Raw genomic sequence first — 12,336 nt, 5'->3', positions numbered from 1 at the left:
TGACCTTAGAACCTGCGTGACAGCGAGTCACGCTTGTCCGATATCGATTTGATCGCCACGGTCCGCGATGCCGACCAACGTCGGTTGCCCCACCCCCACCGGCCCGATATCAATAGCCGACTCCGCACGCGCAAAACCCAAAAGGGGCAACTGTATGACACGACTCCGCTACGCGGTGGTGATCCCCGCGATCGCGGGCACCCTGCTGGCCGGGTTCACTCCTGCGTTCGCAGGTCAGGAGGTCGCGGCCGGTAAGCAGCCGCTGAACTCCACGAACATCCCGCCGCAGTACGCGAACCAGAAGCTGGACTGGCACAAGTGCGCCGTCCCCGCCGAGCTGCCGACGGCTCCGCCCGCGGGCGCCGAGGACATGGAGTGCGCGACCTACAAGACGCCGCGCAACTGGTACCAGGCGAACGCCCAGATCGACCTCACCATCGCCGTCAGCCGGCTGAAGGCGACCAAGGACGCGACGGCCAGCGTCGTCACCAACCCGGGCGGCCCGGGGGCGCCCGGGCGGAACTTCCCGGCCCGCCTGCGCAACCAGCCGAAGCTGCGTGAGCACCAGGAGATCGTCGGCTTCGACCCGCGCGGCACCGGCAAGAGCACCAACATCACCTGCGGCGGCGCCATCGGCACCGGCTCGGACCTCGACCCGCGCGACCGCAGCAAGCAGAACCTGAACCTGATCCTCCAGGCGACGAAGTACGCGGCGCTGTCCTGCCAGCAGAAGTCCGGCGAGCTGGGCCCGCTGATCAACACCGACCAGACGGTCAAGGACATCGACCTGCTGCGCGTGCTGCTCGGCCGCGACAAGATCAACTGGGTCGGCTACTCGGCGGGCACCTGGATGGGCGCGCACTACGCGCAGGCCTACCCGACGCGCACCGGCCGGTTCGTCCTCGACTCCTCGACGGAGTTCACGACCACCTGGCAGAAGTCGTTCGACTGGCAGCCGCTCGGCTTCGAGCGCCGCTTCCGCCAGGACTTCCTCCCGTGGGTGGCGAAGTACGACAAGCTCTACCACTTCGGCACCACCGGCGAGGCGGCCCGCCAGACCTACGAGCAGGTCCGCTACGCCCTGACCCAGGGCGCGGTCACCCTGCCCGACGGTTCGAGCGTCTCGGCGAACGGCCTCGACTCCTTCATCGCGTCGAACATCTACTCGAAGCGGTCCTTCCCGGGCCTGGCCGACTACCTGGTCAGCGTCCGCACGCTGACCCAGGGCACCGCGTCGGCGCAGGCCAAGTCGTCGGCCGCGCAGAAGGTCAAGGCCGCGGACAAGAGCACCGAGACCTCCGGCGCGCAGCCGCTGATGGTCCCGACCGACGGCGACGCCTACGACGCCAGCTTCTGGACCATCCCGTGCAACGAGGGTCCGTGGACCGGCTCGACCCAGAGCGCCATCAAGCAGTCGCAGAAGCTGATCGACCAGCAGCTGCCCCTGCTCGGCGCGGGCTGGTTCATCCAGCCGTGCCTGTTCTGGAAGAAGCCGCCGTCCCCGCTGCCCGTCCTGGACGGCAAGGGTGTCCCGCCGGTGCTGATCGTCGAGTCGGAGCACGACCCGGCGACGCCGATCGAGGGCGCGCGGCGCGCGCACAAGGCGTTCGCGGGTTCGCGGATGCTGACGATCACCGGCGAGGGTGACCACGGCATCTACGCCGGCGGCAACGCGGGTGTGGACAAGGTCGTGGAGGCCTACCTCGTCGACGGCGTGGTGCCGAACGACCAGAGCCTGCCCGGCATGCCACTTCCGGTGCCCGCGGGCGCCTGACACCACAAGGTGTAGTGGAGGCCCCGCCGAACGGACGTTCGGCGGGGCTTTTCCACACCTGTGCACAGAGTTGTCCACAGGCAGTGGACAACTGGTGGTATTAGAATCCCGCTCATGGTGCGTGTACCGCTGACGGATGAAGAGCGCGAGCGAGGCGAACGCCTCGGCCAGGCGCTGCGGGCGGCGCGGGCCGGCCGGAGCATGGTCGACGTCGCCGCGGAGGCCGGGATCTCGGTCGAGACGCTCCGGAAGATCGAAACCGGCCGCATCCCGACGCCGGCGTTCTTCACGGTCGCGGCCATCGCCGACGCCGTCGGCCTGCCGCTGGAGGAGCTGCGCGCGGCCGTCACGCCCGCCGCGTCACCGCCGCTTTCCCAGGCGAGTTAGAGCGGCCGCAGCTGGTTGAGGATGTGCTCGCGGTCGTTGAGGAACGCGCAGCCGGGCACCGGCAGGTCGTAGCTGTTGAGCAGCTTCTCGAAGTCGGAGAACTCGTCGGCGGAGAAGCCGAAGCCGACCCGGTACGCGTGCGCGGACAGCACGTCGGCCAGTTCCTCCCACTCCCCGGCCCACAGCAGCGTGCGGTAGTGCGTGTAGTCCTCCGGGGAGAGCCGGTTGCCGATCGTGGTCAGCACGCTGTCGGCGAAGAAGCTGATCCGGTTGCCCTTGAGGTCGGCGACCGTCGGGTTCGCCGGGTCCCGCGCGGTGTCCGGGTTGCGGACCACGCCCGGCCCGGCCACCGGGTAGGCGGTGTGCACGTGCCCGTTCTCTTCGACCAGGACGATCAGGTGGACGTTGAACCGCTCGCCGGCACAACGCCACCGGCCGTTGCGCTGCTGCCGCCGGGCCTCGCTGGGGTCGTTGGCGACGTCCTTGACCACGGAGATGATCTGCTCGTCGGTCCAGCCGGCCGGGAACTCGCTGGTCGCCCTGCGCCCGGCGCCCGGTGCGTGCCCGCCGCCCACTCGCTGCTCCCTTCGTCGCAACGAGGGTAGGTCAAACGGCGGCGGCGAGCACCACCATGCCGACGACCTGGAGGTCGAGACCGCGGAAGAGCTGGCGGGCGAGGTTGCCGGGCATCGGGCCCATCGGGGTGTCGACGAAACCGGGATTCGCGTAGTCAACGGCGGTCCGGGTGACCGTGCGCAGGATCGAGAGGACCGACAGCGGCACGGCGAGCCACGCGCTCGCGGGGAACGACGTCCCACCCGCGAGGGTGACCACCAGGAGCACCGCCGCCCAGAGCAATCCCGCTCCGGCGAGCACCAGGCCGTGGGTCAGCACGAGCTCGCGGTCCGCCGAGCCGAGCCACCGCCGGCGTCCCGGGTTGCGCCAGAGCTCGCCCAGCCCGGCGCCGAACGGCGTCAGCGCGACGTACGCGCCGATGCCGACGAGCACCGCGCCCGGCACCGTCGGCACCGCGATGTGCGCGACGACGACCGCGAGGCCGACCAGCAGCGCGGCGCCCGCGTACCGCGACCGGCCGAGCGTGCCCGCCCAGGCCAGCCGCAACGGCGTCGGCCGGCGCAGGGAAAGCCCGCCGATCGGCGCGGACGGCGGGAGCAGCATCATCGGGTCGAGGAAGGTGACGGCGACCGAGCGCAGCACCCGCCCGTCCCACCCGGCCAGCAGCGCGGACCGGCCCGCGCGTGACACCGGTTCGCCGCCGAAGGCCAGCGGCAAGGCCGCGACCAGCACCCCGGCCGCGACGAACTGGACGGTCGCCGGGCCGAGGCCGAGTGCGGCGATACCCAGGCCCAGTACCGCGAGCACCAGCGGACCGAGCGCGTCGAGCCGCAGCGACGTCCGCCTCGCCGTCGCGAAGGCCGCCACCCCGGTCGCCGCGACGATCGCGACGGCCGCCCGCCACTGGTCCAGCCCGGCGCCGCCGACGGCGAGCAGCAGCGCGGCCAGGTAACCGGTCACCGCGACCACGCCGGTCCAGCCGCCCAGCAGCCGGAGCGTGACGACGCGGCCGCGGTCCACCGGGGCGAAGTCGAGCCAGGTCAGCTCCGCCGGTTCGACCCACGCGAACCCGCGTCGCAGCAGGCCGCGCCAGCCGACCGCGCAGCAGAGCGTCAGCAGCCCGAGCACCGCCGGGAAGTCCACGACGGACGAGCCGTAGAGCGCGGGCCGCCAGCCGTCGACGTGGAAGAACGCGGTGAACAGGAACCCGAAGCCGAACAGGAAGACGAAGGTGGCGGTGTCGCCGCTGAAGATCCCGCCGAACCGCTTGCGTCCCGGGATCCGCATCCGCCGCGGTGCCAGTGTCACCACAGTTCGAGCACGCTGTCCGCGGCCTCCAGCAACGGCGGGTGGTGGGTGGCCACCACGACCGCCGCGCCGGCCGCCGTCGACCGGGCGATCACCTCGACCAGCCACTCCTTGCCCGCCGTGTCCAGCGCGCGTTCCGGCTCGTCCAGCAGGAGGACCCGGTGCGGCCGCGCGGTGACGCCGAGCAGCAGCAGGCGACGGCGCTGGCCCGCGGAGAAGTGCCCGGCCGTGATGCGCATCCGTTCGCCGAGCCCGGCGTCGCGCAGCAACTCCTCGTGATCGCCCAGATCGGCGCCGAACGACCCGGACAGCAGCTCGAGGTGCTGCACCGGCGTCAGCTCCGCGAAGAAGTCGGAATCGTCGAACAGCACCGACACCTTGCGCCGGAACTCGACGTCCCGCTCGTCCGGCACCTTGCCGTCGACCAGCACGCGGCCCCGCTGCGGCTTCTGCATGCCGTAGAAGCAGCGCATCAGGGTCGACTTGCCGGCACCGTTGGGCCCGACGATCGCCGCGCACTCCCCGGGGTCGACGGAGAAGTCGAGGTCGTCGAACAGCCACAGCTCGCCGGCCCGGACGCCGAGCGCCTTCGCGTCGATCATCGGAGGGCTTCGAGCACCGGGGCGAACTGGTCCATGTTGTGCTCCAGGACGGTGTAGTAGGTCAGGCCGAACCGCTCGCGGTGCGCGTGGAGCTGCTCGGCGACGGCGGCGGGCGAGCCGACCAGCGCGGTCGGGACCTCGGCGAGCTGGTCGACGCCCAGCAGGCCCTGGGTCAGCTTGGCGAGCTCCTCGAGCGCGCCCGCGCGGTCGTCGGTGATGTTCACGAAGTGGCAGAGCAGGTTGAACTCGGCTTCGCGGTCGCCCAGCTTCTCGCGGACGAACTTCACGCGTTCCTCGATCTCCTCGGCGCTCGCCGGGGCCAGCGCGGCGCCGTCCGGCGTCTTCGTCGTGCCGGTGAAGCCGATGATGTCGGCGTGCTCGGCGGCCAGCGTGAGTATCCGGTCGCCGCGGCCGGCGAGCAGCAGCGGCGGTCCTTCGGGGCGCGTGGGCGCGGGCTTGTGCTCCGGGTCGGCGTACAACCGCTCGAGCTCGATGATCGTCCGTTCCAGGTGGTCGACGCGCTCGCGGGCGGACGGGAACGGCATCCGGGCCGCTTCGAACTCCGCCTTGACGTACCCGGCGCCGAGGCCGAGCTCCAGCCGTCCGTCGGTGAACTGGTCGGTGCCGGTGACGTCACGGGCGAGCAGCACCGGGTTGTAGAAGGGGGTGTTGAGCACGAAGGTGGTCAGCTTGACGTGCGAGGTGACCTCGCCGGCCAGCACGAGCGCCGGGAACGGCGGCGCCATGCCCAGGTGGTCGGCCGCGCACAGGACGTCGAAGCCCAGGTCCTCGGCCTTGCGGCACTTCTCGACCCAGGCGGCGCGGCTGTCCGGCACGATCATGTTGACGCCGAAGCGGAAATCCCCAGTCATGACCACCAAGGTACTCAGCGGAGCTTTTCGATCACCGGGGCGAGGGCGGTCAGGTCGTCTTCGAGCACCGTGAAGTAGCTGGTGCCGAGGATCTCGCGGGTGCGCTGCAGCTGCTCGGCCGCGGCTTCCGCGGAGCCGGCGAGGACCGTGGCCAGCGCGCCGAGCTCGTCGACGTCGAGGTGCGGCACGAGCTGGTGGGCCTCCTCCAGCGCCGCCCGGCGGTCGTCGGCGATCCGGACGAAGTGGACCATCAGGTTCAGCTCGGTGTCCCGGCCGTCGAGCACCCGCCGCACGAACGCGGCGCGTTCGGCCAGCGCGGCGGAACTCGCCAGGGCCAGCCGTCCCTCGGCCGCGCCGGGCGCGGTGCCGGTCAGGGCGATGGTGTCGGCGTGCTGAGCGGCGAAGGTCAGCATCCGGTCGCCGCGGCCACCGAGCAGCAGCGGCGGCCGCGGCCGGTCGGTGAACGCGCGCTCGATCTCGGTGACGACGTCGACGACCCGGCCGAACCGGCGCCCGGGCGTGCCCCAGTCCACGCCGGCGGCCTCGAACTCCGCGCGGACGTACCCGGCGCCGATCCCGATCTCCACCCGGCCGCCGGTGAATTCGTCGAGCGCGGTGACGTCCCGGGCCAGGAGCACCGGGTTGTGGAAGCTCGCGTTGAGGACGTAGGTGTTCAGCCGGATCCGTTCGGTGGCCTCGGCGGCGAGGAGCAGCGCGGGCACCGGCGCGACCCGGCCGAGGTGGTCGACCACGCCGACGACGTCGTAGCCGAGCTCCTCGGCCCGGCGGCACTTCGCCACCCACTCGGCGCGAGAGCCGGGCACGTACATCGCGACGCCGAAGCGGAACGGTCTCATGGCCGCGAAGCTACCCGGGAAAACGGAAGAAGGGGACGCCTCCCGGATGCGGCCGGAAGGCGTCCCCTTCTGTCTGGGGGGAACTACGCGAGGCGCTGGGCCAGCGCGTCGAGCTCGTCACGCAGCGACGTCGGGACCTGGCCGATCTTCTCGAACCACTCCTCGATCAGCGGCAGCTCTTCGCGCCACTCCTCGGGCTTGACGTCCAGGGCGGCCTGGATGTCCTCGAGCGGCTCGGTGAGGCCCTCGGTGTCGAGGTCCTCGGCGCGCGGCACGAACCCGACCGGCGTCTCGACGGCGTTGCCCTTGCCCTCGACGCGCTCGACGACCCACTTGAGGATCCGCGAGTTCTCGCCGAAGCCCGGCCACAGGAACCGGCCGTCGTCGCCGCGGCGGAACCAGTTGACGTAGAAGATCTTCGGCAGCTTGTTCGCGTCGGCGTTCTTGCCGAGGCTCAGCCAGTGCTTGAAGTAGTCACCGGCGTGGTAGCCGAGGAACGGCAGCATCGCCATCGGGTCGCGACGGACGTTGCCGACCGCGCCGGCCGCGGCAGCGGTGGTTTCCGACGACATCGTGGCACCCATGAAGACGCCGTGCTGCCAGTCGCGGGCTTCGTTCACCAGCGGAACCGTCGTCTTGCGGCGGCCGCCGAACAGGATCGCCGAGATCGGCACGCCCTTCGGGTCGTCCCACTCCGGCGCGAGGATCGGGCACTGCGACATCGGCGCGCAGTAGCGCGAGTTCGGGTGGGCCGCCTTCTCGTCCGAGTCCGGCGTCCAGTCCTGGTTCTTCCACGAGGTCGCGTGCTCGGGCCGGTTCTCCATGCCCTCCCACCAGACGTCGCCGTCGTCGGTCAGGGCGACGTTCGTGAAGACCGTGTTGCCCTTCTCGATCGTGCGCATGGCGTTCGGGTTGGTGTGCCAGTCGGTGCCCGGGGCGACGCCGAAGAAGCCGAACTCGGGGTTCACCGCGTACAGGCGGCCGTCCTCGCCGAAGCGCATCCAGGCGATGTCGTCGCCCAGGGTCTCGGCGCGCCAGCCGGGGATGGTCGGCTGCAGCATGGCGAGGTTGGTCTTGCCGCAGGCGCTCGGGAACGCGGCCGCGACGTAGTGGACCTTGTCCTCCGGCGAGATCAGCTTGAGGATCAGCATGTGCTCGGCGAGCCAGCCCTCGTCGCGCGCCATCACCGAGGCGATGCGCAGCGAGTAGCACTTCTTGCCGAGCAGGGAGTTGCCGCCATACCCCGAGCCGTAGCTCCAGATCGCGCGCTCCTCAGGGAAGTGCGAAATGTACTTCGTTTCGTTGCAGGGCCAGGAAACGTCCTTCTCGCCCGGCTCGAGCGGCTTGCCGACCGAGTGCAGCGCGGGCACGAATTCGCGCTCGCTGCCGTCCGGCCCGATGAACTTCTCGAGGGCGGCCTTGCCGGCGCGGGTCATCACGCGCATCGAAGCGACGACGTAGGCGAAATCCGTGATTTCGATACCCAGCTTGGGATTGTCGTCGCCGAGCGGACCCATGCAGAAGGGGATGACGTACATCGTGCGGCCACGCATCGAGCCGCGGAACAGCTCGGTCATGGTGGCCTTCATCTCGGCCGGGTCCATCCAGTTGTTGGTGGGGCCGGCGTCCTCGGGACGCTCCGAGCAGATGAAGGTGCGGTCTTCGACGCGGGCGACGTCGTTCGGGTCGGAAGTGGCCCAGAAGGAGTTCGGCTTGGACTTGAGCTGCACGAACGTGCCCGCTTCGACCAGTTCCTGGTTGATCCGGGCGGCTTCTTCGTCAGACCCGTCGACCCACACCACGCGGTCCGGGGTGGTCAGTTCGGCGACCTCCCGGACGAAGGACAGCACGCCACTGTGCGTCGTCGGCGCGGTGTCCAGTCCGGGGATGGCGACTGCGGTCATCTCTACTCCTGACTTCCGACGACAAATGCGCCCGCACCGGAACGACGTTGTCCCGGTGCGGGCGTCATTGCCGGCGACCGAATGGCTTCGCACACCGGCTGGCGAACCGGTGTGCGTGATTTGGGATTCTTCGAGAGTAACCGCATGACCGGCAGGTAACAGAGAGCTGACGTGTACGTTCTCTCACAGGACCGATAAGGGAATCGATTCAGAAGACGGGTTTCTTTTCATTGACGACATGAAGAAAGCCCGAGGCGGAAGCCCCGGGCTTTCAAACTATGACTTGGGTCACCGCTAGTTCGGCGAGATCCACTGCCCCGTGCCGGAGTCGATGCGGGCGACACCCTCCAGCACCTGCGTGCCGGCCTCGCCCCAAGCGGCGTCGGCGGCCGGGTCGCCTTCGTTCACGAGTCCACTGGAGACCTCGGTCCACTGGCCGTGTCCGGTGTGCTCGAACGTCGTGGTCGTGCCGTCGGCCCCGGTCTGCACCGCGATGTCCGCTTCGCCGTCGCCGTCCTTGTCCGTGAAGGCGATGGTGCCGCCGCTCTTCGTCTCCACGATGGCGGTGTCGTTGTGGCCGTCGTGGTCGGTGTCGATGGTCGCGACCCCCGCGTCCACCTCGCCGTCGGGCAGGTCCGCGTGGATGTGGCCGCCGGAGCTGTCGTCGCGGCCGCCGGTGTCGGAGTGGTCGTCGTGACCGCCGGAGCCGTCCTGGACCCACTGGCCGCTGGCCTCGTCGTAGACCGCCTGCTCGACGACCTTCCCGTGCTCGTCCAGCACGGCGTAGTGGTCGGCCTCGCCGTCGTGGTTCGTGTCGATGAAGGCCTGGGCCGAGCCGTCGTCGTGCTCGATGATCGCGGTGTCGTTCACCCCGTCTTCGTTCACGTCGTAGTTGACCTCGGCCTGGTACTCCTGGCCGTCGACGTGGACGGTCATCGCGTCCGGGCTGCTCGCGTCGGTGTCGCTGCCGCCGCTCTCGTCGACCCACATGGGACTTCCCCCTTCGAACCGGGTAACACGCTCCGACCTGCTCTGTGACGGTATGACTCACCGTAGGCCCGTTCGGTTCCGCACCACAACCGGACGGGTGATCAGGCGGTTTTGTCCCGCAGTGCCCGGATCCGAGTCAGGAAGGCTTCGGCGCGCTCCCGGCCGTCGCTGACCTCTTTGAGCCGCTTCGACACGACGGCGATCTTCTTGGCGCGTTCCTGCGCACCCATCTTGATCGTCTTGTCGACTTCCTTCAGCTCGGCCTCGATCGCGTCGATGCGCCGGCCCAGCGCTTCGTCCAGCGCCATCGACAGCTGCTGCTCGGCCTCGATGAGCTGCTCGGCGACGAGCTGGTCGAGCGTCGAGCGGGCGTCCGCGATCGCCTCGACCAGCCACTGCTTCATGTGCTGCTTGTCGGCCGCGTGCTTGCGGGTGCGAGCCATCCACCAGCCCGCGCCGAGGCCGATGATGATCGTCGCGGGCAGCACGACCGGGTTCAGGATCGCGACGCCGGCCAGCGGCAGCGCGGCCACCTTCCCGGCGCCGACGCCGCCGGAGATGCCCATGAAGACGAGCAGCTTGTCCTCGGCCGTCGGCGGCTTCTTGTCCGGCGGCCGCAGCACCACCGGCGGGCCGCCGGCCCGGGCGAACTGCGCGCGGATGACGTCGAGTTCCGCAGGTGAGAACAGCTCCGACAGCGAAACGTTGGTGACCTGGTTCAGCCGCTGCGAGAGCAGCATCGAGATCCGCTGCGACGTCGTCTGCAGCGCGATGTCGACCTGCTGCGGCAACGCGGCCAGCTCGTCGCGCTTGGCGGCGTCGATCAGCTGGCGGAAGTGGGTCTGGGCGTCCCGCATCTGCCGGGCGCTCTCGTGCCCGATTTCCACGCGGGTGCGCTGCACCTCGCCGCGCAGCTTCAGCTGCCAGCCGCGGGTGGACGTCCGGCGTTCGGCCTGCAGCTGGTCACGGCGTTCACGCAGCTGCTCGGCCTCGGCCTCGCCCGCGGACAACGCGCGGCTCTCCGCCTGCAGCTTCGCCTTGAGCTCGCCCAGCGCGGTCGAGAGCGCGCGCAGCGTGTTCGCCTCGCCGAGCATCGCCGAGCGGCCGACGAGCAGCTCCTGCAGTGCCGTCTGGATCGCCGCGACGCCGGACTTCTCCCGCAGCATCGCGGCCAGCTGCTCGTTGGGCGCCTTCGCCGCGGTCTCGAACATCCGCGCCGACACGGGGTGGAAGACGGCGTCGGCGAAGCGCGGCGCGTGCTCGCGCAGCAGCCGCTTGTCGGCCTCCATGACCTCGCGCCAGCCGCGGAACATGTCCACCTTGGTCAGCGCGAAGACGACGGTCTCGACGCGCTCGCCGACGTCACGCAGGAACTGCAGCTCGGTGGCGGTGAACGGCGCCGAGGCGTCGACGACGAACAGCAGCGCGGTGGCGCCCGCCGCGGCCTCCTTGGCGAGCTCGCCGTGCAGCGAGTCGAGCCCGCCGACCCCCGGCGTGTCGACCAGCGAAAGCCGTTCGAGCAGCGGCACCGGCCCGGTGACCTCGACGTACCGCGGCGGGAGCTGGCCCGGCGGCAGCTCGTGCGCGGCGGACACCCAGTGGATCAGCTGACCGAGGTCGATCGGCACCGGCGCGAGCTGGCCGGGGTAGCAGGCCTGCGCGCCCCACGTCGGGGCGTGGTCGAACACCAGGTAGGTCGCGGTGGCCACGTCGGCGTCCACAGGGGACAGTCCCGGCATCGCCAGCAGGGCGTTGACCAGCGAACTCTTCCCGCGATTGGTCTCGCCGACGACCACGACGGCCGGTTTCTTCGGCCGCGTCTTCCGGATGTCCTCGACCCACCTGGCGACGCCGGGATCGGCGTCGCGGACGACGGTCAGCAGCTGGTCCCGGGTCGCGGCCACCTGCGCGGGCAGGGTCGGTGCGGTCACGGGGTCTTCTTCGCGTAGACGGTGACGATCGGGGCCCGCAGCAGCCGGTCGTGGTCGGCGAAGCCGGTGACCTCGGTTTCCGCGACGATGCCGTCGAGCGCCGGGTCTTCGGTCGGGACCGCACCGCCGGCTTCGTGCCGGGCCGGGTCGAACCGCTCGCCGTCGGGCCGCAGGGCGTGGACGCCGATCGCGGCGAGGCCCTCTTCCAGGCGTTCGACCACGCCGCCGCTGCGGGCGCGGTCCAGGGCGTACAGGCACATCTGGATCAGTGCCTGGCGATCCGCGAGAGCCTGCTCTAGCTCCGTGACCTGCTGCAAGGGGTGCACATCGGTGTCCGACGCGGGAGAGCCGCGGTCGGTTCCCTCCTTGCGAAACCACGCCATGGCCACAGTCTGGCGGACGCGGCCGCCCGCGCGCTCGGTTTACGGCTTCAGGCCAGGTCGTCGATCACTGTGCGCAGAACCGCTTCGAGGCTCGGGCCGTTTTCGGCGAGGCGGGAGGAGACGAGCAGCTGGTCTTCGGCCGTGCGCAGCCAGATCGAGCCGGCCACGGAGATCTCGATGACGTTCAGCCGGAAGGGGTACGCGCGGCGGCCCAGGCGGACTTCGGCCTCGCGGACCAGCTGGCCGAGCCGCTCGCCGGCGACGATCTGGCGGCGGTAGAAGCCGGGGGCCCAGGGGGTGCCGCCCGACGGCTCGCCCGCGCCGCGCAGGGCGGGGCCGCGCGCGTTCGCGAAGTGGCGGGCCGCGGCCGGGCCGAAGAACTCGAGCGCCTGCCGGATCGCCGACCCCGGCGCGAGCGCGGGCCTGCCGTAGCGGGAGCGCGAGCTGCGGGGGTCCGGGTCCTCGCGGTTGCGCAGGAAGGCCAGCAGGTCGACCCACCAGTCGGCCCACTGCGCCTGGACGGCCGCGCGGTCGATCCCGGCCGGGACGTGCACCGGGACCTGCGGCTCCACCGGCGGCAGCACCTGTCCTTCGGACACGGACAGCGCGAGGGCGTCGCGGATGTACAGCGCGGCGTCGATCTCGTTCTCGCTGCTCCAGCCCGCGCGCCACGAAGTCGTGTTTTCCAGTCGCACGTTTTCACAGTACGCGGGGAAGCGGCCCGGCCAGCCGAAGTCGGCAAGGAGAAACAA

The 12,336-nt window shown here is 70.6% G+C and carries 12 protein-coding genes; 2 read left to right on the top strand and 10 right to left on the bottom strand.

Annotated features, from left to right (window positions below):
- Positions 1–154: 154 nt before the first annotated feature.
- Both ACLJPY_RS09065 and ACLJPY_RS09060 read left to right on the top strand, forming a co-directional pair.
- Positions 155–1,774 carry an alpha/beta hydrolase gene (locus tag ACLJPY_RS09065; protein ID WP_410587551.1) on the top strand — a complete coding sequence of 540 codons (1,620 nt, stop codon included), beginning with the start codon at positions 155–157 and terminating at the stop codon, positions 1,772–1,774.
- Positions 1,775–1,888: 114 nt separating this feature from the next.
- The gene (locus ACLJPY_RS09060; RefSeq protein ID WP_043787181.1) at positions 1,889–2,161 is read left to right on the top strand and encodes a helix-turn-helix domain-containing protein; all 273 of its coding nucleotides are present in this window, start codon (positions 1,889–1,891) and stop codon (positions 2,159–2,161) included.
- Here ACLJPY_RS09060 and ACLJPY_RS09055 read toward each other — a convergent pair.
- The 10 genes from ACLJPY_RS09055 to ACLJPY_RS09010 all read right to left on the bottom strand — a co-directional run bounded on the left by ACLJPY_RS09055 (position 2,158) and on the right by ACLJPY_RS09010 (position 12,279).
- Positions 2,158–2,736: an EndoU domain-containing protein gene (locus tag ACLJPY_RS09055; RefSeq protein ID WP_410587550.1), complete on the bottom strand. Its 579-nt coding sequence runs from the start codon at positions 2,734–2,736 to the stop codon at positions 2,158–2,160. The two genes, ACLJPY_RS09060 and ACLJPY_RS09055, sit on opposite strands and share 4 nt — an antisense overlap.
- 31 nt (positions 2,737–2,767) lie before the next feature.
- The gene (locus tag ACLJPY_RS09050; protein ID WP_410587549.1) at positions 2,768–4,048 is read right to left on the bottom strand and encodes a hypothetical protein; all 1,281 of its coding nucleotides are present in this window, start codon (positions 4,046–4,048) and stop codon (positions 2,768–2,770) included.
- A complete protein-coding gene (locus ACLJPY_RS09045) occupies positions 4,042–4,647 on the bottom strand; it encodes an ATP-binding cassette domain-containing protein (protein WP_410587548.1) in 606 nt (201 codons plus the stop codon). The genes ACLJPY_RS09050 and ACLJPY_RS09045 overlap by 7 nt, the downstream gene beginning before the upstream one ends.
- On the bottom strand, positions 4,644–5,519 hold the full coding sequence (locus ACLJPY_RS09040; protein WP_410587547.1) for an LLM class F420-dependent oxidoreductase: 876 nt from the start codon (positions 5,517–5,519) through the stop codon (positions 4,644–4,646). The genes ACLJPY_RS09045 and ACLJPY_RS09040 overlap by 4 nt, the downstream gene beginning before the upstream one ends.
- Before the next feature lie 14 nt (positions 5,520–5,533).
- Positions 5,534–6,376 carry a TIGR03621 family F420-dependent LLM class oxidoreductase gene (locus ACLJPY_RS09035; RefSeq protein ID WP_410587546.1) on the bottom strand — a complete coding sequence of 281 codons (843 nt, stop codon included), beginning with the start codon at positions 6,374–6,376 and terminating at the stop codon, positions 5,534–5,536.
- Between the two features lie 83 nt (positions 6,377–6,459).
- Positions 6,460–8,280 (bottom strand): phosphoenolpyruvate carboxykinase (GTP), encoded by a 1,821-nt coding sequence (locus ACLJPY_RS09030; RefSeq protein WP_410587545.1) that lies wholly within the window; start codon positions 8,278–8,280, stop codon positions 6,460–6,462.
- 294 nt (positions 8,281–8,574) lie between these two features.
- The gene (locus tag ACLJPY_RS09025) at positions 8,575–9,270 is read right to left on the bottom strand and encodes a hypothetical protein (RefSeq protein WP_410587544.1); all 696 of its coding nucleotides are present in this window, start codon (positions 9,268–9,270) and stop codon (positions 8,575–8,577) included.
- A gap of 101 nt (positions 9,271–9,371) precedes the next feature.
- Positions 9,372–11,201 carry a dynamin family protein gene (locus ACLJPY_RS09020; RefSeq protein WP_410587543.1) on the bottom strand — a complete coding sequence of 610 codons (1,830 nt, stop codon included), beginning with the start codon at positions 11,199–11,201 and terminating at the stop codon, positions 9,372–9,374.
- Complete coding sequence (locus ACLJPY_RS09015; protein WP_410587542.1) at positions 11,198–11,584, bottom strand: nucleotide exchange factor GrpE; 387 nt, start codon at positions 11,582–11,584, stop codon at positions 11,198–11,200. Before ACLJPY_RS09015 ends, ACLJPY_RS09020 begins: the two co-directional genes overlap by 4 nt.
- A gap of 47 nt (positions 11,585–11,631) precedes the next feature.
- Positions 11,632–12,279 carry a hypothetical protein gene (locus ACLJPY_RS09010; RefSeq protein WP_410587541.1) on the bottom strand — a complete coding sequence of 216 codons (648 nt, stop codon included), beginning with the start codon at positions 12,277–12,279 and terminating at the stop codon, positions 11,632–11,634.
- Positions 12,280–12,336: the final 57 nt, after the last annotated feature.

The organism is Amycolatopsis sp. lyj-23 (genome assembly GCF_046549135.1).
Classification (GTDB): domain Bacteria; phylum Actinomycetota; class Actinomycetes; order Mycobacteriales; family Pseudonocardiaceae; genus Amycolatopsis.
This window is presented reverse-complemented; position numbering and strand designations above follow the sequence as displayed.